This window comes from Paraburkholderia sp. FW306-02-B (assembly GCF_058782725.1).
The window spans coordinates 327,659-346,702 of sequence record NZ_JBYSXZ010000001.1 but is presented as its reverse complement, the minus strand read 5'-3'; the positions used below and the strand labels follow the sequence as shown (position 1 = coordinate 346,702).

The window sequence follows — 19,044 nt, the reverse complement described above, 5'->3', positions numbered from 1 at the left end:
GCACAGCCGACGGCCCCCACCACACCCAAAAAACGCTACCACTTTCAGCGCACGCCCTCGACACGCGCGCGCAGTGCCGTGCTCCGAACCCGACCAATGGTTTTCGGAAGCACCCTTCGGCGCGCGAAGCGCTGCTGGAAGAATGACGGCCTTGTCACCCGCGCGGAGTGTGCGAGAACACTGATTCCAGATGTTCCACTGCCTCCTCCAAGCCAGGGGACCCGCTTAAGCGTTAGCGGTGTGAAGCCGCTTTCTTTGCTTACTTTCTTTGCGGCGGCAAAGAAAGTAAGTGCCTGCCCCGCACAGGGGCGACGCTAATAGACCACTAAGAATTCAAGGAAAGGCCAACGCCGTAGGCACACACCCATAGCGCCGCGTAGGCAAAAACCCTCCATTTCCCGCCCACAAGGACCCACTACTTTGCCGTCGTTAACTGCACCGATCAGCAACCTTCACAAACAAACTGAAATCAGTTGCATCGAACAGCCCCGAACCCCAAGCGCCGCAGGCAAAACCCCCATCCAACCCCTAATGCAGAACGAGAAATAAAGCGCTAATCTCGACCCCGCGAAACCGCCAGAGCCGCGCCCAGCGCAAACAAACCTGCAAAGAAAAGCCAGCCCGCAGCGGCAAAAAAGCACCACTCGGAGTACCCCTTTGGAAAAGTCAGCAGCAAAACCTGAAGACTGGATCACCCGCAGCCTGCGTGCCGTCTGGCATCCCTGCACCCAGATGAAGCACCACGAGCGCCTGCCGCTGATCCCGGTAGCACGAGGTCGAGGCGCGTGGCTCTACGACCGCGCCAATCATCGATATCTCGATGCGATCAGCTCCTGGTGGGTCAACCTGTTCGGTCACGCCAACCCTCGCATCAACGCGGCGCTAAAAGACCAGCTCGACACGCTGGAACACGCGATGCTCGCCGGTTGCACGCACGAACCCGCGATCGAACTCGCCGAACGGCTCGGCGCGCTCACCCAAGACACGCTCGGCCACGCGTTCTTCGCGTCCGATGGCGCGTCCGCCGTCGAAATCGCGCTGAAGATGAGCTTCCACTCGTGGCGCAATCGCGGCTTTGCGGACAAGCAGGAATTCGTCTGCATCGCCAATAGCTATCACGGCGAAACCATCGGTGCGCTCGGCGTCACCGACGTCGCCCTCTTCAAGGACGCCTACGATCCGTTGATCCGCCACGCGCACGTCGTCGCGTCGCCCGATGCGCGCCTCGCGCAACCCGGCGAAACCGCAGCCGACGTCGCTCGCCGCGCACTCGATCACGTTCGCGCGCTGTTCGAAGCCCGCGCCACCAAAATCGCCGCGCTGATCGTCGAACCGCTCGTACAATGCGCCGCCGGCATGGCCATGCACGACGCGTCGTATATCGCCGGATTGCGCGCGCTGTGCGATCAGTACGGCGTGCATCTGATCGCCGATGAAATCGCCGTCGGTTGCGGACGCACCGGCACTTTCTTCGCTTGCGAACAGGCCGGCATCTGGCCGGATTTCCTGTGTCTTTCGAAAGGCATCAGCGGCGGCTATCTGCCGTTATCGATCGTGTTGTCGCGCGATGAAATCTTCGACGCGTTCTATCACGACGACACCGCGCGCGGCTTCCTCCACTCGCACTCGTACACCGGCAATCCGCTCGCGTGCCGTGCGGCGCTCGCCACGCTCGATCTGTTCGCGAGCGACAACGTGCTCGCCGTCAACGCGCAGAAGTCCGCGAAGCTGAAGGCCGCGCTCGCGCCGCTCTCAGACCATCAGCAAGTGCGCAATCTGCGTCAGTGCGGCACGATCTTCGCGTTCGATGCAGTGATCGACGACCCTGAGCATGCCAAAACATTCTCACGCCGTTTCTTCGAAAACGCGTTGCGGCGCGAACTGCTGCTGCGCCCGATTTCGACCACGGTGTATCTGATGCCCCCCTACATCCTCGACGACGAAGAACTCGCGCTGCTCGCCTCGCGCACCCGCGAAACCTTCGAAGCGACGCTCGCGGAGACCCGCTAATGCAATTGCTCGACACGCTCGCCCAAGGGCTCAAGGAAATCGACGAACGTGGCCTGCGCCGTCGTCGTCGCACCGCAGATACGCCCTGCGCCGCGCATATGACCGTCGATGGCCGCGAGATCATCGGCTTCGCCAGTAACGACTACCTCGGTCTTGCCGCGCATCCGCAATTGATCGCGGCGATCGCCGAAGGCGCGCGGCGCTATGGCGCGGGCAGCGGCGGCTCGCATCTGCTCGGCGGCCACTCGCGCTCGCACGCTCAACTCGAAGACGATCTCGCCGAATTCACCGGCGGCTTTGTCGATACGCCCCGCGCGCTCTACTTCAGCACCGGCTACATGGCCAATCTCGCGACGCTCACCGCGCTCGCCGGCCGCGGCACGACACTGTTCTCCGATGCGCTGAATCACGCGTCGCTGATCGACGGCGCACGCCTGTCGCGCGCCGACGTACAGATCTATCCGCACTGCGATACGGAAGCGTTGAGCGCGTTGCTCGACGCGTCGGATGCGGACGTCAAAGTGATCGTCTCCGATACGGTGTTCAGCATGGACGGCGACGTCGCGCCGCTGCCGCGTTTGCTCGAGCTCGCGGAACAGCACGGCGCCTGGCTGATCGTCGACGATGCGCATGGCTTCGGCGTACTCGGTCCGCAAGGACGTGGCGCAGTCGCGCAGGCGGCGCTGCGCTCGCCGAATCTGATTTCGATCGGCACGCTCGGCAAGGCGGCGGGTGTATCGGGCGCGTTCGTCGTCGCGCATGAGACCGTGATCGAATGGCTCGTGCAGCGCGCGCGTCCGTACATTTTCACAACCGCGTCGGTGCCCGCCGCAGCGCACGCAGTGTCGGCGAGTCTGCGCATCATCGGCGGCGAAGAAGGCGATGCGCGGCGCGCGCATTTGCAGCAACTGATCGAACGCACGCGCGCGATGCTGAAGGCGACGCCGTGGCTGCCGGTCGACTCGCACACCGCCGTGCAGCCGCTGATCATCGGTGGGAACGACGCGACGCTGGAGATCGCGGCCACGCTCGATCGTGCCGGTCTTTGGGTACCGGCGATCCGTCCGCCGACCGTGCCCGCCGGCACCTCGCGTTTGCGCATTTCATTGTCCGCCGCGCATTCGCACGCGGATCTGGACCGGCTCGAAGCAGGCTTGCAACAGCTCGGGGTAAAAGCTGCATGAGCGCCCCGTTATCGCTCTTCGTCACCGGCACCGATACGGAAATCGGCAAGACCCTCGTGTCCGCTGCGCTGCTGCGCGGCTTCGTTCGCGAGGGCCTGCAAGCCGCCGCCATGAAGCCGATTGCCGCCGGCGCATTCGAATCGAACGGCGTGCTGCACAACGAAGACGCGGACCAACTCGATGCCGCATCGAGCGTCTTGCTGCCGCCCGGGATACGCACGCCGTATCTGCTGAAAGAGCCGGCCGCGCCGCACATCGCCGCCGCGCTGGAAAACATCACGTTCGATATCGCGCACATCGTCGATTGTCATGCGCAGGCTTTGAAACGCGCGGATATCGTCGTGGTGGAAGGCGTCGGCGGCTTTCGCGTGCCGCTGACCGCAACGCAGGACACCGCCGATCTCGCCGCCGCGCTGAAGCTGCCGGTGGTGCTGGTGGTCGGCATGCGGCTCGGCTGCATCAGCCATGCGTTGCTCACCGCCGAAGCGATCGCCGCACGCGGGCTGACGCTCGCCGGTTGGGTCGCGAACCGCGTCGATCCGGACATGACCTTCCCCGACGAAAACATCGCTTCGATCCGCGAGCACCTCGCGCGTGAACACGATGCGCCGTTGCTCGGCATCGTGCCGCATTTGAGCCCGGCTTTGCCGGAACTCGCGGCGGATCAACTCGACATCAACCGACTCCTGCAGACACTGCGTCACGCGCAGCGCTGATAGACCCATCACATCCATCCATGAGGATTGACGACATGACGCAACTGAACATCGCTCCGACGCCAGCCGACACGGCCGTCGCCAATAACAACAACGCCGCCGCAGGCACCAAATCGGTCGCGCGCTGGCGCGTCGCCGACATCGTCGCGCTGTACGAACTGCCGTTCAACGACCTGATGTTCCGCGCACAGCAAACGCATCGCGAGCACTTCGACGCCAACACCGTGCAACTGTCGACGCTGCTGTCGATCAAGACCGGCGGCTGCGAAGAGGATTGCGCATACTGTCCGCAGTCGGTGCATCACGACACCGGTCTGCAAGCCGACAAGCTGATGCCGGTCGATGAAGTGCTGGCTGCCGCGCGCGTCGCCAAAGAAAACGGCGCGACGCGATTCTGCATGGGCGCCGCGTGGCGCAATCCGAAAGACCGTCACCTCGAACCGATCAAGGACATGATCCGCGGCGTGAAAGCGATGGGTCTCGAAACCTGCGTGACGCTAGGCATGCTCGAAACCCACCAGGCACAAGGTCTGCGCGAAGCGGGGCTCGATTACTACAACCACAACCTCGATACGTCGCCGGAGTTCTACGGTCAGATCATTTCGACGCGCACGTACCAGGACCGTCTCGACACGCTCGAACGCGTGCGCGATGCGGGCATCAACGTGTGCTGCGGCGGCATCGTCGGACTCGGCGAATCGCGCCGCGAACGCGCCGGTCTGATCGCGCAACTCGCGAACATGGATCCGTATCCGGAATCGGTGCCGATCAACAATCTGGTGCAAGTGGAAGGCACGCCGCTGACCGGTACCGAAGCGATCGATCCGTTCGAGTTCGTGCGCACGATCGCGATTGCACGCATCACGATGCCGCGCGCGATGGTGCGTCTGTCGGCCGGCCGCGAGCAGATGAACGAAGCGTTGCAGGCCATGTGTTTCCTCGCCGGCGCGAATTCGATTTTCTACGGCGATCAATTGCTGACCACCAGCAATCCGCAAGCAGAAGCGGACCGCAAGCTGCTCGAACGCCTCGGCATTCGCGCTGAAGCGGCGCAGCAGATGCCGCTGGATCAGAGCGGCTGCGAGCATGGCTGCGAGCACGGTCACAGCCCGCATGCTGCGGCGAACTAAGCTCAACATCCGCGCCCAATAAAAAAGGCCGCCTCGTGAACGAGGCGGCCTCTTTGCATCATCGCGCCAAAGATTTACTTCTTGTCCACGATGATCTGATCGAACGTACCGCCATCGGAGAAATGCGTCTGCTGCGCTTTCTGCCAGTTGCCGAACATCTCTTCGACGGTGAAGGTCTTGATCGGCTTGAATTCAGCCGCATGCCTGGCCAGCACGTTCTTGTCGCGCGGACGCAGATGGTGTTGCGCGATGATTTCCTGCGCGGCCGGCGACCACAGATAGTCGAGATACGCCTGCGCTTCCTTGCGCGTGCCGCGCTTGTCGACCACCTTATCGACGATCGACACGGGCGGCGCAGCCAGCAAGCTGACCGACGGATACACCGCTTCGAAATTACCCGCACCCACGCCGCTATCGATCAGCGACACTTCGTTCTCGAACGTCACCAGCACGTCGCCGATACCGCGTTGCGTGAACGTGGTCGTCGCGCCGCGACCGCCCGTGTCGAGTACCGGCACGTTCCTGAAGATCGCCTTTTCGAACTCGAGCGCCTGCGCATCGGTACCGCCGTGCTGCTTGCGATAACCCCACGCCGCAAGGTACGTGTAGCGGCCGTTACCCGAGGTCTTCGGATTGGCGATCACCACTTGCACGCCGGATCTGGCGAGATCGTCCCAGTCCTTGATGTGCTTCGGGTTGCCCTTGCGCACGAGGAACACCATCGTCGTAGTGTATGGAGCGCTGTCGTCCGGCAGACGCGCGCGCCAGTTTGCGGGCACCAGTTGGCCCTTTTCCGCGAGCAGGTCGATGTCGTTTGGCTGGTTCATCGTCACGACGTCAGCCTGCAGCCCTTGCAACACCGACAGCGCCTGCGCGCTCGACGCGCCATGCGACTGACGGATCGACACGGTCTCGCCGGTCTTCTGCTTGTACGCCGTGATAAAGCCGGCGTTGATGTCCTTGTACAACTCGCGTGTCACGTCGTATGACACGTTGAGCAGCGATGTGTCCGCGTACGCGGCCGAAACGCCGCCGAGCGCGAGCGTCATTGCCGTTATGCCGGCCGCCAGCCAGCGCGATGTCCCCGTCTTGCCTGCCATCCTGCCCCCGCCTATCGATGATGAAACCTGTAGCCGCACGAAGGTGCGGCGTGAAGCGGGATTCTAACGGATCGCTTACTCGTTCACCGGGTCGTCCATGCACCCAGCTATCGATGCTCGAACGCCGAACGAAAACTCAAACGAATGCGTGTCGCGCGGCCTCGAACGCCTCCTCGCGAAAGCGCAGCGGCGCCGCGCAATGCACCAGCGTGTCGACGAAATATTTCGCCCGCGGCCACGGGCCGAATCCCGCCGCCGTGTTGATATGCCCCGCGTCGCCAAGATTGACGAAGGCGCTGCCGAAACGCCGCGCGAGATCGCGCGAGCCCGCCAGCGACATCCACGGGTCGGTCCCGCTGCCGATCAGAATCGACGGCACGCCTAAGCGCCGTGCGTCGAACGGACCGGCGAACGCGAATTTTTCCGGGCTCGCCGGCGCGACGAACAGCACGCCGACCACATCGGCGACATACGACGCCTGTTGCAACGCGTGTGCGGTCGCGAGGCAACCGAAGCTATGCGCGGCCAGCACGAACGGCCCGCGCTCGCGTGCCAGCAAGTCGCGCAGCGACCGCGCCCAGACAGCGACGTCCGGCGCGTCCCAGTCGGCCTGCTCGACGCGCAGCGAACGCGCGAATTGCCGTTCGAGCCATGTTTGCCAGTGCGCGCCTTCGCTGCCGTGCAAGCCTGGAACCGTTACGAGCCGTGGCGGCCATGTCGATTTGGTGCATGAAAGCATGTCTGTCCCTCGCTGCCGGAATCGGGGAAGTTATTGTCCCGCCGGGCGCCGCGAGGGCGAACCAAGTTTTTGTGCTTTGTTTATCGGACAAAATGGGCCGGTGAATACCTACGCCCAGCCCAGCCACGCGAGTGCTTCAAACCGCACGTCCGTGCGCAAACGCGCGCGATTCGCGTCGAAAAAGTAGAATGAAGCCTATCCATAAAAGGAGAGGCTCCATGTCGCAAGCGTCGTCTGCCAAGCTGTGTGCGTTGCCGCCGTTGCGCGTGGCCTTTTCCGTCACCGGACTCGACAACGCGGACACCTTCCGGACCGTATGAAAATCCTCTTCTACATGCCGCATGCCGACGCCGCCTCGTGGCTGCACGATTTTGCCCGCGCGCTGCCCGACGCCGAACTGCGCGAATGGCAAGCGAGCGACACCGCACCGGCCGATTTCGCGGTCGTGTGGCGGCCGCCGCGCGACATGCTCGCCGGCCGCGACGATCTGCGCGCGATCTTCAACCTCGGCGCGGGTGTCGATGCGATTCTCGCGCTCGAGCGTGAGCAGCCCGGCACGCTGCCACGCAACGCGAAGCTGGTGCGGCTCGAGGACACCGGCATGGCGCCGCAAATGGCCGAATACGTAACGCATGCGGTGCTGCGTTACATGCGCCGCTTCGACGAATACCAGACGCTGCAAACCGGGCGCCGCTGGCAAGAACTCGACGCGCATCGGCGCGAGACCTTCACGGTCGGCGTGCTCGGGCTCGGCGTGCTCGGCGCGCATGTCGCGCAAGCGGTCGCGGCGTTCGGCATGCCGGTGCGCGGTTATAGCCGCAGCGCGCGCCAGCTCGACGGCGTCACGACCTTCGCCGGCGAAGCGCAGTTCGATGCGTTTCTCGACGGCGTGAAAGTGCTGGTGAATCTGCTGCCGCATACACCGGATACGGGCGACGTGCTGAACGCGCGCACTTTCTCGAAGCTCGCGCGCGGCGCGTATCTGATCAACGTCGCACGCGGCGGGCATCTGGTCGAGCAGGATCTGCTCGAAGCGCTTGCGAGCGGCCAGATTGCCGCCGCGACGCTCGACGTGTTCCGCGACGAACCGTTGCCGCCCGATCATCTGTTCTGGCGCGAACCGCGCATTACGATCACGCCGCATATCTCCGCGCTCACCTTGCGCGAAGAAAGCGTCGCGCAGGTCGCGCAGAAAATCACCGCGCTGCTGCGCGGCGAAACAATCGGCGGCGTGGTGGATATCGACCGCGGGTACTGAACACTGAGCGAACACCGGGTGAGCACAGCGGAACATCAATGAAGGAGCGCCGCCACGCGCGGTAACACGTTACATGGGACCAGAGTAAGCGCTAAAGCGCCAACTCTGGCAACACGTTACATGGGACCAGAGTAAGCGCTAAAGCGCCAACTCTGGTCGACACAGGAGACACATCATGGCCTTGCCCCAACAAGTCAAAATCGTCGAAGTCGGTCCGCGCGACGGACTGCAGAACGAGAAGGAATTCGTTGCCACCGCGATCAAGATCGACTTGATCAATCGCTTGTCGGCAGCGGGTTTTCGTAACGTCGAAGCGGCGTCGTTCGTGTCGCCGAAATGGGTGCCGCAAATGGCCGACGGCGCCGAGGTGATGGCCGGCATCGAGCGCCGCCCGGGCACGATCTACTCGGTGCTGACGCCGAACCTGCGCGGCTTCGAAGGCGCGCTCGCCGCGCGGGCCGATGAGATCGTGATTTTCGGCGCGGCCAGCGAGGCGTTCTCGCAGAAGAACATCAATTGCAGCATCGCGGAAAGCATCGACCGTTTCGCACCGGTCGCGCAGGCGGCGAAAGAGCACGGCTTGCGGATTCGCGGCAGCGTGTCGTGTTCGCTGGGTTGCCCGTATCAGGGCGAGGTGCCGGTGGCGTCGGTGGTCGATGTGGTCGAGCGCTTTGCGGCACTCGGCTGCGACGAGATCGATATTGCCGATACGATCGGCGTCGGCACGCCGAAGCGCACGCGCGAAGTGTTCGAAGCGGTCACCAGGGTGTTTCCGCGCGAACGCCTGTCGGGCCACTTCCACGACACCTATGGCCAGGCGCTCGCGAATATCTACGCGGCGCTGCAGGAAGGCATCGAGATTTATCACGCGTCGGTGGCGGGGCTCGGCGGCTGTCCGTATGCGAAGGGCGCGACCGGCAACGTCGCGACCGAGGACGTGCTGTATCTGATGAACGGCCTCGGCATCGAGACGGGCATCGATCTCGCGCAAGTCGTCGCAATCGGCGATTTCATTTCGACGTCGATTGGCCGGCCCAATGTGTCGCGCGCCGGCAAAGCGTTGCTCGCCAAAGCACGCAGCGAACAAGCGAACTGTGTTTGACTTCTGCACTCAGGAAGGAAATAGAACGATGACGGACCACGCTTCTCTCGAATCCGACGATCTCGCCGCGCTGCCCGATTCGGCACGCCGCGTCGCGCTGTTGTTGCGCGAACGCGGTCACGCGGGCCGGATCGTGATGCTGCCGGAAACCGGCAAGACTTCCGCCGAAGCCGCCGCCGGACTCGGCTGTTCGGTCGCGCAGATCGCCAAGTCGATTCTGTTTCGCCGCCGTGAAGACGATGCGCCGGTACTGGTGGTCGCGAGCGGCGCGAATCGCGTCGATGAAAAAAAGGTCGCCGCGCAGGTCGGCGAGATCGGCCGGGCGGATGCGAAGTTCGTCCGCGAAAAAACCGGCTATGCGATCGGCGGCGTCTGCCCGATCGGCCACGCCACGGAACCGCTCACACTGATCGATGCGGATCTGCTCGAACTCGACAGCTTGTGGGCCGCCGCCGGCCATCCGCATGCGGTGTTCAACCTGAGCGCCCAGGAACTGGTGGCGTTGACGGGCGCGCCGGTGATCGACGTCGCGCTGCGCGAGACGGCGTGACGACATGACATCAGGCATCGACAACGAAGACGACGACGCGGCCGTGCCGTCGCCCTGCATCAGCGTGTGCAAGATGGACGCGTCGACCGGTTGGTGCGAAGGGTGTCTGCGCACGATAGATGAAATCGCCGGCTGGTCGTCGTTCGACGACGACGCAAAGCGCGCGATCTGGGACGCGATCGAGGAACGCCACGCGGAGTTCATGGCGAGGCAAGCGCAGGTGCGGCGATGAATGCCGCGCCGCGCATCGTGACGATCGGCGAGACGTTCAGTTCGACGCTCGAGCTATCGGCGGGGTCGGTGAAATCGTTCGCCACGCTCGTCAACGACTTCAACCCGCTGCATCACGACGACGCTTACGCCGCGCAAAGCCGCTTCGGCGGCTTGATCGCATCCGGCACGCAACCCACCGCGCATTGCATGGCGCTGCTGGCGACCTATTTTTCCACCTACGCGCAGCCGCTCGGACTCGAGTTCGATATCAAGCTGAAAAAAGCCGTCCATGCGAACGACACGCTGACGATCACGTGGCGCGTGCGCGATGCTTACTGGAAGCCGAGTTTGTACGGCGACCTGACGCATCTCGAAGGAACGGTCGTGAATCAACGCGGTGAAACCGTGTTGATCGGCGGCTCGACAATTCTCGTGATGCCGAAACCCGAAGCGCAATTAAAAGCCAACACGCCATGATCAGGTTGCCCGAATCGATCCGAGTCTTCGAGCGTGGCTGGCTTTCGTCGAACAACGTGCTGCTGACCGACGACACGTGTGCCGCCCTCGTCGACACCGGTTACGCGACGCACGCGCCGCAAACGCTCACACTTGTGCAACACGCGCTCGGCACACGGCCGCTCGATCTGATCGTCAACACGCATCTGCATTCGGATCACTGCGGCGGCAACGCGTTATTGCAAGCGACGTGGCCGTGCCGCACCGCGATTCCCGCATTCGAGGCCGATGCAGTGCGCGACTGGGACGAAGCGCGCCTGACGTTTCGCGCCACCGGCCAAACCTGCGAGCGCTTCACCTTCACCGAGACGATCGCGCCCGGCACGCATCTGACGCTCGGCGCGCTCGACTGGCAAGTGCTCGGCGCACCCGGCCACGATCCGCATTCGCTGATGCTGTACTGCGCGGACGAGCGCATCCTGATCAGTGCGGACGCGCTGTGGGAAAACGGCTTTGGCGTGATCTTTCCCGAGCTGGAAGGTGAAAGCGGATTCGCCGAAGAACAGGCGGTGCTCGAAACCATCGCAAAGCTCGGCGTGCGGCTGGTGATCCCCGGCCATGGCTCGCCGTTCACGAATGTCGAACAGGCGCTTGAACGGGCGTTTTCGCGCGTCGCGTGGCTGCGTGCCGATCCCGCGCGCAATGCAAAGAACGCGCTGAAAGTGCTGATCGTGTTCAAGCTGCTCGAAGTGCGCGCGATGCGCTTCGACACGGTGCTGCAGATGCTCGGCGACGCCGCCGCGATGCGCGCCGCCGCGTCGATGCTTAAGCCGCGCGGCGAATGGTCCACGCTGGTGCAGACGATTGTCGAGGAACTGGCCGGCAAGAATGGGCCGCTGGAAATCGATGGTGAGCAGATCGTCGCGCGCCAGGCCTGACGCGCTGTCCGCGCACGAAACGGAAAACCTGCGGAAAACCCGCAAAAACCGCCGCCACAAAAAGAAAAGCCGCTCGGCCATTGAGGCGAGCGGCGGAAATTCTGTCGGACGTGATCAGCGTCAGGACGAATGATACGCGCGCCGGTTTTTCGATCGCATCGGTGATTTCCCTACAGAAGCTTGACGCCCTCTTTTAAACCCGCATACACACGACGTTACGAAGCCTCGTAGTGACGCGAGTCAAGGCTGATTAGTCCGTCCATATGAACAATTTGATTGTTCAATGATCCGGAATCCGTATCATTCCCGGCCACTGTTTCGGCCCGGCCACGATCGGGTCGAAGCAATCAGGTCGACGACAATCGCTTCTGCGGCACAATCCGCCAGCCGAGATTGACGCCGGCCGCCGCCAGCAGGATCAGCACCGCGCCGACTACCTGAATCCACGCAAGCGTCTGCCCGAACGCGACTCGATCGACGATGATGGCGACCACTGGATAGATGAACGACAACGCGCCGGTCATCGAGGTCGGCAGCTTCTGAATCGCGCCGTAAAGCAGCACGTACATGATTCCCGTGTTGACGACGCCGAGTACGATCAGTTCGAGCCAATGCACGCCGCTGGTCGGCAGTGCGTCGAAGCGCACGAACGGTGCGAGCATGACGACACCGAGCGCGACCTGGATCAGCGCGATCAGATGCGGCGGCGTGCCCTTCAACCGCTTCGTGATGATCGACGACACCGCGTACATCGCCGCCGCGCCCACCGCATACGCGACGCCGAGCAGATACTGTCCCGGCACCGCCAGCACCGCCGGCTCGACCTTCACGACAAACACGAGGCCGATGAACGCGACCACCAGCCACGCAACCGTCGACGCGCTGATGCGCTCGCGAAACACCAGCGCACCCAGCGCGACCAGCATGAAAGGCTGCGTGTTGTAGACGGCCGTCGCCATCGAAATCGACGCGCGTGAATAAGCCGCGAACAGCAGCACCCAGTTGACGACGATCGCCGCGCCGCCGAGCAACGCGAGTCCGAGCATCTTCCACGAGAAGAGTTGACGTTTGAACAGGCCAAGCACGGCGCACACCAGTGCCAGCGTCGCGCCGCCGAAAATGCAGCGGAAGAACACCACGTTGAACGCGCTCTGCTGCGACGACACCACCAGCCAGCCGATGGTGCCGGACATCAGCATCGCCATCGTCATTTCAGCCGCGCCGCGGCGGGTTTCATTTGACGCCATGATTCGATCCTCGAATTGATTCCTGCATGAGAAGCAGTGTAATTAATCCGATCACGCGAATATATGGCTAAACTTAAGCATTCTCGCGCCGACACCTAAAAATCGAAGGCAATCATGACCAAACGCCTTGCTCCCGCCCCGCCTGCAGCCCTCGACGACACCGACCGCGCGCTGCTCGCCGCGCTCGCCGACGATGCACGCCAGCCGGTCAGCGAACTGGCGCGGCGCGTCGGCTTGTCCGCGCCGAGCACGGCCGAGCGCGTACGCCGGCTCGAAGCGCAAGGCGTGATCGAGCGCTTCACCGTGCAGATCGATCCGCGCGCGCTCGGCTTCACGCTGCAGGCGATCGTGCGCGTGAAGCCGTTGCCGGGCCAGTTGCATCTGGTGGAGGAAGTGATCCGGCGCATTCCGGAGTTTGTCGAATGCGACAAGGTGACGGGCGACGATTGCTTCATCTGCCGCCTGTACCTGCATTCGATCGAGCAACTCGACGAGATCCTCGCGAAAGTCACCGAGCGCGCGGAGACCAGCACCGCGATCGTCAAATCGACGCCGGTCGCGCGCAGATTGCCGCCGCTCGGTTGAACGGGAGCGCGCGGCGTTGGACAAGAAGCGCTTACTGTTCGACCGCTTCGAAGAACGACAGCATTTCCGCCACCAGTTCGTCCGACGCCTCTTCAGGAATGTAATGCCCGCATGACAGCGAGCGGCCACTGACGTCGCGCGCGACCTGACGCCATTCCGCGAGCGCGTCGAAGCACTTCTCGATCACGCCTTTGTCGCCCCACAGCACGCGCAGCGGGCAGCCGATCTTGTGACCGCGTTCGATATCGGCGCGGTCGTGTTCGAGATCGATGCTCGCCGATGCGCGGTAGTCCTCGCACATCGCATGCACCGCGCCGGGTTGCGCGAGCGCCTGGCGATAGGCGTCGAGCGCGTCGGGTTCGAACGGCGCGAGGCCCGCGTGACGGCTGCCCATCACCGCATCGATGTAAGCGGCCGGATTCGCGCCGATCAGCGTTTCAGGCAGCGGTTCCGGCTGGATCAGGAAGAACCAGTGGAAGTAATGGGTGGCGAAGGCGCGGTCGGTGGCTTCGTACATCGCGAGCGTCGGCGCGATATCCAGCAGCATCAAACGCTCGACGGCATCCGCATGATCGAGCGCCATCCGGTGCGCGACGCGCGCGCCGCGATCGTGCGCGCAGACCAGGAAACGTTCGAAGCCGAAGTGGCGCATCACGGCGACCTGATCGGCGGCCATCGCGCGCTTCGAATACGGTGTGTGCGCGGCGTCGCTCGGCGGCTTGGCCGATGCGCCGTAGCCACGCAAATCGGTGGCGATCACGGTGAAGTGTTTGGCCAGTTGCGCGGCGCAGCGCCGCCAGATCAGATGCGACTGCGGATGACCGTGCAGCAACAGAAGCGGCGGCCCTGCTCCGCCCTTCACTCCGAAAATATCGACATCGCCCACGGCGATGCGAAAGGGCGCGAAATCCTCGAAGGCCATAGCGGGTCTCTTGTCGTTTATGAGTCAGTGCATTGTAGGAGGGCAATGTGTCGATGCGAGGTGGGATAGCCCACGCAAACATAGAACCTGAACACTCCTTCCAACTGTTCTAAACGAACCCGCCGGACGCAGTTCATCCGCTTCGCCTATAATCGAACGATCGTTCTTAAACCTTGAGCGTCATTTTGAACGCCAATGCGGCAGATGCGCGGCGACGCTGTGATGACAGCGCGACGCTAGCCCGCTTCAGCGCGGCGCGCGCCATGTGCCGCTAAACTCAATGCATCGCCGGGCGCTCAACGACGCACCGGTCCGCTTATCAGGAGACTCGCACCATGGCATTGCCCGCCGTCCTGCAAAAACTCGCGCTGCCCATTGTCGCCTCGCCGATGTTCATCGTCAGCTATCCCGAACTCGTGTTGGCTCAATGTAAGGCCGGTATCGTCGGCTCATTCCCGGCGCTCAATGCGCGCCCGGCCGAATTGCTCGACGAATGGCTGACGCAGATTCAGGCGTCGCTCGCCGAGCACAAGGCGGCCCACCCCGATGCGATCATCGGGCCGATCGCCGTAAATCAGATCGTCCATCAGTCGAATTCCCGGCTCGAGCACGACGTGCGCGTGTGCGTCGAACACAAGGTGCCGATCTTCATCACCAGCCTGCGTGCGCCAGCACGCGAGATCGTCGACGCGGTGCATAGCTACGGCGGCATCGTGTTGCACGACGTGATCAATCTGCGCCATGCACAGAAGGCGCTGGAAGCGGGCGTCGACGGCTTGATCCTGGTGGCGTCGGGCGCCGGCGGCCATGCGGGCACGACCTCGCCGTTCGCGCTGGTCGGCGAAGTGCGGCGCATCTTCGACGGCCCGATCGTGCTGTCGGGCTCGATCGCCAACGGCGGTTCGATTCTCGCCGCGCAGGCGATGGGCGCGGACCTCGCGTACATGGGCACGCGCTTCATCGCGACCAAAGAGGCGCACGCAGTAGACAGCTACAAGCAGGCGATCGTCAACTCCACAGCGTCGGACATCATCTATACGAACCTGTTTACCGGCGTGCACGGCAACTACATCCGCGAAAGCATCGTCAATGCGGGCCTGGACCCGGACGCGCTGCCGGAATCGGACAAGTCCGCGATGAACTTCGGCGGCGACAAGGCGAAGGCGTGGAAGGACATCTGGGGCGCGGGCCAGGGCGTCGGCTTGATGGACGACGTGCCGAGCGTCGGCGAACTGGTCGAGCGTCTGTCGAAGGAATATAACGACGCGAAGGCGCGGCTGGGGATTGCGCGCTAAGGCGCTTTCCCGTCCCATGACCTGGTGACGGCGTTGCTGTGGCTCCGCTTCAAGCAGAGCCATAGCAAGCGCAGGCTTCACATATTGCGACGGTACTGTCCGCCCACTTCAAACAACGCGTGCGTGATTTGCCCGAGCGAGCAAACGCGCACGACGTCCATCAGCACCGCGAACACGTTCTCGTCAGCAATCACCGCGCGCTTGAGGCGTTCAAGCGCCGCGGGTGTCTCATCGCGATGCCGTTCCTGGAAATCGCGCAGGCGTTTCAACTGGCTCTGCTTTTCGTCGTCAGTGGAACGGGCGAGCGCGATCGGCTGCGGCGCTTCATGCGGATGCGAACTCAAGAACGTATTCACGCCGACAATCGGATACGAGCCGTCGTGCTTGCGATGCTCGTACAGCATCGACTCGTCCTGAATGCGCCCACGCTGGTAGCCGGTTTCCATCGCGCCGAGCACGCCGCCGCGTTCGGTGAGACGGTCGAACTCCGCCAGCACCGCTTCTTCGACCAGATCGGTCAGTTCCTCGATCACAAAGCTGCCCTGATTGGGGTTCTGGTTCTTCGCCAGCCCCCATTCGCGGTTGATGATCAGCTGGATCGCGACCGCGCGACGCACCGATTCTTCGGTGGGCGTAGTGATCGCCTCGTCGAAGGCGTTGGTGTGCAGCGAGTTGCAGTTGTCGTAGATCGCGATCAGCGCCTGCAGTGTGGTGCGGATATCGTTGAAGTCGATTTCCTGCGCATGCAGGCTGCGCCCTGAGGTTTGCACGTGATACTTGAGCTTCTGGCTGCGTTCGTTCGCGCCGTAACGTTCGCGCATCGCGATAGCCCAGATGCGTCGCGCGACACGGCCGAGTACCGAGTATTCCGGGTCCATGCCGTTCGAAAAGAAGAATGACAGGTTCGGTGCAAAATCGTCGATCGACATGCCGCGCGCGAGATACGCCTCGACGTATGTGAAGCCGTTCGCCAGCGTGTACGCGAGTTGCGAGATCGGGTTCGCGCCGGCTTCGGCGATGTGATAGCCCGAGATCGACACCGAATAGAAATTGCGCACGTGGTGCTCGACGAAGTACGCCTGAATATCGCCCATCACTTTCAGGCTGAACTCGGTCGAGAAGATGCAGGTGTTCTGGCCTTGGTCTTCCTTCAGGATGTCCGCCTGTACGGTGCCGCGCACGTTTTCCAGCGCGTGGCGGCGGGCGGTGGCGAGCGCTTCGCCGGTGGGCTTGCGTCCTTGCTGTTGCAGCCTTTCGTTTAAACGCGCGATCTGCTGATCGATCGCGACGTTGAAGAACATCGCGAGGATCGTCGGCGCGGGTCCGTTGATCGTCATCGAGACGGAGGTTTCCGGCGCGCACAGATCGAAGCCGTCGTAGAGCGCTTTCATGTCGTCGAGGGTCGCGACGGAGACGCCCGAATTGCCCACCTTGCCGTAGATGTCCGGCCGCTCGTGCGGCTCTTCGCCGTATAGCGTGACAGAATCGAAGGCCGTCGAAAGACGTTTGGCCGGCATCCCTTCGGAGAGCAGTTTGAAACGCCGGTTGGTGCGGAACGGATCGCCTTCGCCGGCGAACATGCGAGTCGGATCTTCGTTCTCGCGGCGGAACGGAAACACGCCCGCGGTGAACGGAAAGTAGCCGGGCAGATTGTCGAGCATCAGCCAGCGCAGGATTTCACCGTGGTCGACAAACTTGGGCAGCGAGACTTTGCGGACCGCCGAGCCTGACAGCGTCGTGACGGTGAGGGCGGTGTGAATTTCGCGGTCGCGAATCCGGACGATGTGTTCGTCGCCGGAATAAGCCGCCACGGTTTGCGGCCATGCTTCCAGCAGCTTGCGTTCGCGCTCGCCGAGCTCGGCGGTGTGCTGGTCGATTAGCTTGTCCAGTTGGGCCTGGGTTTGGTTCGCTGCTTCTGCATCTGCTTCTGTATTTGTGTTCGCTTCGCTGAGCATCCGGCGCGCTTCGGTGAGCTGCCAGCGTTCGCGCGCCACGCGCGCTTGCGCGTCGGCTCGATTGCGATAAGCGTGAACTGTCTGCGCAACATCCGCCAGATAGCGCACACGCGCCGGCGGCACGATCGCGTTGCGCCCACTCGAAAAGCGTACGTCTTCGCGCGTCGGCAGACGGCCGCCGCCGACGCGCAAACCATGCGCGCGTAATGCCTTGGCAACGTGCTGATACAACGCGGTCACGCCGTCGTCGTTAAAGCGCGAGGCGATGGTGCCGAACACCGGCATTGCATCCGGCGCCTTGGTGAACTCGCCGCGATTGCGCTGCACCTGCTTCGCGACGTCGCGCAACGCATCCGGCGCGCCTTTGCGATCGAACTTGTTGATCGCAACAAAGTTGGCGAAATCAAGCATGTCGATCTTCTCCAACTGGCTCGCCGCGCCGAACTCAGGCGTCATCACGTATAGCGATTCGTCGACGAACGGCACGATCGCCGCGTTGCCCTGGCCGATTCCGGATGTCTCGACGATGATCAGGTCGAAGCCCGCCGCTTTGCATAACATCAGCGCGTCGGGCAGCGCGTCGGAGATTTCGCTCGATGCTTCGCGCGTCGCCATCGAGCGCATGAACACGCGCGGGCCGCCGCCCCAGTCGCCGATTGCGTTCATGCGGATGCGGTCGCCGAGCAACGCGCCGCCGGACTTGCGGCGCGACGGATCGATCGCGAGTACGGCAATCGTGAGGACGTCGCCGTAGTCGAGGCGGAAACGGCGAATCAGTTCGTCGGTCAGCGAGGATTTGCCGGCCCCACCGGTGCCGGTAATGCCCAGTACCGGCACCTCGACCGACTCCGCGAGATACGCCAGCGCTTCCCGGTCGGCGGAGTTGATGCGGCCGGCTTCGAACGCGCTGATCAGTTGCGCGAGGCGGCGGAATGTGAACGACGCAGGGTCCGGGTTTTCGACGGCGTGCACGGTCTGGTCGGCATGGGCCGCCCCGCCCGTTTTGTATGCTTTGCCGGAAGGATCACGCACGCCGGCGTGATCGCCGGCACGCGTCTCGACGCGTGGATCGAAGCGCGGCAGGCCACCCGCCGACAGATCGGCCACCCATTCGCTTACCGGGCTCTGCCGCGTGGCTGTACCATGGCGCGCGGCCTGCGCACAGCGCGCGATCATGTCGTCGATCATGCCTTGCAGGCCGAGCCGCTGGCCGTCGTGCGGCGAATAGATCTTCTCGACGCCGTAATGTTCGAGCTCGGCGATTTCGTCGGGGACGATCACGCCCCCGCCGCCGCCGAACACCTTGATACGCTCGCCGCCACGCGCGCGCAGCAGGTCGACCAGATAGCGGAAGTATTCGTTATGGCCGCCCTGGTAGCTGGACACGGCGACGCCGTCGGCGTCTTCGTGCAGCGCGGCGGTGGCGACTTCATCGACCGAGCGGTTGTGGCCGAGGTGAATCACCTCCACGCCGCTCGCTTGCAGGATGCGCCGCATGATGTTGATCGACGCGTCGTGGCCGTCGAACAAGGCTGCGGCGGTGACGAAACGCAGGCGCCGGCCCGCGGGCAGCTTGTGGCTGCCGGCGCGCTGCGGCGTGGACAGATCGGTCATGTCTCCCCCAGATCGTTACGCGTATGGGTG

General features: G+C 63.4%; 17 protein-coding genes. 12 read left to right on the top strand and 5 right to left on the bottom strand.

Annotated elements, in window-relative coordinates; translation table 11 throughout:
* Positions 1-657: 657 nt before the first annotated feature.
* From bioA to bioB, 4 genes are read left to right on the top strand one after another with little or no spacing between them, the layout of a single operon-like run.
* On the top strand, positions 658-2,010 hold the full coding sequence (gene bioA / locus AC3WOG_RS01490) for an adenosylmethionine--8-amino-7-oxononanoate transaminase (RefSeq protein WP_492576321.1): 1,353 nt from the start codon (positions 658-660) through the stop codon (positions 2,008-2,010).
* Positions 2,010-3,194, top strand: a complete 1,185-nt coding sequence (gene bioF / locus AC3WOG_RS01485; protein WP_492576320.1) for an 8-amino-7-oxononanoate synthase — start codon at positions 2,010-2,012, stop codon at positions 3,192-3,194. The genes bioA and bioF overlap by 1 nt, the downstream gene beginning before the upstream one ends.
* Positions 3,191-3,910 carry a dethiobiotin synthase gene (gene bioD, locus AC3WOG_RS01480; RefSeq protein ID WP_492576319.1) on the top strand — a complete coding sequence of 240 codons (720 nt, stop codon included), beginning with the start codon at positions 3,191-3,193 and terminating at the stop codon, positions 3,908-3,910. Before bioF ends, bioD begins: the two co-directional genes overlap by 4 nt.
* Positions 3,911-3,945: 35 nt before the next feature.
* On the top strand, positions 3,946-5,040 hold the full coding sequence (gene bioB, locus AC3WOG_RS01475; protein WP_492576318.1) for a biotin synthase BioB: 1,095 nt from the start codon (positions 3,946-3,948) through the stop codon (positions 5,038-5,040).
* Positions 5,041-5,114: 74 nt separating this feature from the next.
* Here bioB and AC3WOG_RS01470 read toward each other — a convergent pair whose 3' ends face one another.
* Together AC3WOG_RS01470 and AC3WOG_RS01465 are read right to left on the bottom strand one after the other, a co-directional pair.
* The gene (locus AC3WOG_RS01470; protein WP_492576317.1) at positions 5,115-6,140 is read right to left on the bottom strand and encodes a sulfate ABC transporter substrate-binding protein; all 1,026 of its coding nucleotides are present in this window, start codon (positions 6,138-6,140) and stop codon (positions 5,115-5,117) included.
* 136 nt (positions 6,141-6,276) lie between these two features.
* On the bottom strand, positions 6,277-6,879 hold the full coding sequence (locus AC3WOG_RS01465) for an RBBP9/YdeN family alpha/beta hydrolase (protein WP_492576316.1): 603 nt from the start codon (positions 6,877-6,879) through the stop codon (positions 6,277-6,279).
* Between the two features lie 316 nt (positions 6,880-7,195).
* On the opposite strand from AC3WOG_RS01465, the gene AC3WOG_RS01460 reads away from it, so the two are divergent.
* The 6 genes from AC3WOG_RS01460 (at position 7,196) to AC3WOG_RS01435 (ending at position 11,396) form a co-directional block, all read left to right on the top strand.
* The gene (locus AC3WOG_RS01460) at positions 7,196-8,137 is read left to right on the top strand and encodes a 2-hydroxyacid dehydrogenase (protein WP_492576315.1); all 942 of its coding nucleotides are present in this window, start codon (positions 7,196-7,198) and stop codon (positions 8,135-8,137) included.
* Between the two features lie 175 nt (positions 8,138-8,312).
* Entirely contained in the window at positions 8,313-9,239 is a 927-nt protein-coding gene (locus AC3WOG_RS01455; protein ID WP_410832492.1) for a hydroxymethylglutaryl-CoA lyase, read from the top strand.
* Positions 9,240-9,267: 28 nt separating this feature from the next.
* The gene (locus tag AC3WOG_RS01450; protein ID WP_492576314.1) at positions 9,268-9,789 is read left to right on the top strand and encodes a YbaK/EbsC family protein; all 522 of its coding nucleotides are present in this window, start codon (positions 9,268-9,270) and stop codon (positions 9,787-9,789) included.
* A 4-nt stretch (positions 9,790-9,793) separates the two neighbouring features.
* A complete protein-coding gene (locus AC3WOG_RS01445) occupies positions 9,794-10,021 on the top strand; it encodes a DUF1289 domain-containing protein (RefSeq protein ID WP_492576313.1) in 228 nt (75 codons plus the stop codon).
* Positions 10,018-10,479 (top strand): MaoC family dehydratase, encoded by a 462-nt coding sequence (locus AC3WOG_RS01440; protein WP_492576312.1) that lies wholly within the window; start codon positions 10,018-10,020, stop codon positions 10,477-10,479. Before AC3WOG_RS01445 ends, AC3WOG_RS01440 begins: the two co-directional genes overlap by 4 nt.
* The gene (locus tag AC3WOG_RS01435; protein WP_492576311.1) at positions 10,476-11,396 is read left to right on the top strand and encodes an MBL fold metallo-hydrolase; all 921 of its coding nucleotides are present in this window, start codon (positions 10,476-10,478) and stop codon (positions 11,394-11,396) included. Before AC3WOG_RS01440 ends, AC3WOG_RS01435 begins: the two co-directional genes overlap by 4 nt.
* Before the next feature lie 347 nt (positions 11,397-11,743).
* On the opposite strand, the gene AC3WOG_RS01430 is transcribed toward AC3WOG_RS01435, so the two are convergent.
* Entirely contained in the window at positions 11,744-12,643 is a 900-nt protein-coding gene (locus AC3WOG_RS01430; RefSeq protein WP_492576310.1) for a DMT family transporter, read from the bottom strand.
* A 114-nt stretch (positions 12,644-12,757) separates the two neighbouring features.
* On the opposite strand from AC3WOG_RS01430, the gene AC3WOG_RS01425 reads away from it, so the two are divergent.
* A complete protein-coding gene (locus AC3WOG_RS01425) occupies positions 12,758-13,228 on the top strand; it encodes an Lrp/AsnC family transcriptional regulator (protein ID WP_492576309.1) in 471 nt (156 codons plus the stop codon).
* Between the two features lie 31 nt (positions 13,229-13,259).
* On the opposite strand, the gene AC3WOG_RS01420 is transcribed toward AC3WOG_RS01425, so the two are convergent.
* Positions 13,260-14,150 (bottom strand): alpha/beta fold hydrolase, encoded by an 891-nt coding sequence (locus tag AC3WOG_RS01420; protein WP_492576308.1) that lies wholly within the window; start codon positions 14,148-14,150, stop codon positions 13,260-13,262.
* 335 nt (positions 14,151-14,485) lie between these two features.
* On the opposite strand from AC3WOG_RS01420, the gene AC3WOG_RS01415 reads away from it, so the two are divergent.
* Entirely contained in the window at positions 14,486-15,445 is a 960-nt protein-coding gene (locus AC3WOG_RS01415; RefSeq protein ID WP_492576307.1) for an NAD(P)H-dependent flavin oxidoreductase, read from the top strand.
* A 77-nt stretch (positions 15,446-15,522) separates the two neighbouring features.
* On the opposite strand, the gene icmF is transcribed toward AC3WOG_RS01415, so the two are convergent.
* Entirely contained in the window at positions 15,523-19,014 is a 3,492-nt protein-coding gene (gene icmF, locus AC3WOG_RS01410; RefSeq protein WP_492576306.1) for a fused isobutyryl-CoA mutase/GTPase IcmF, read from the bottom strand.
* Between the last annotated feature and the right edge of the window lie 30 nt (positions 19,015-19,044).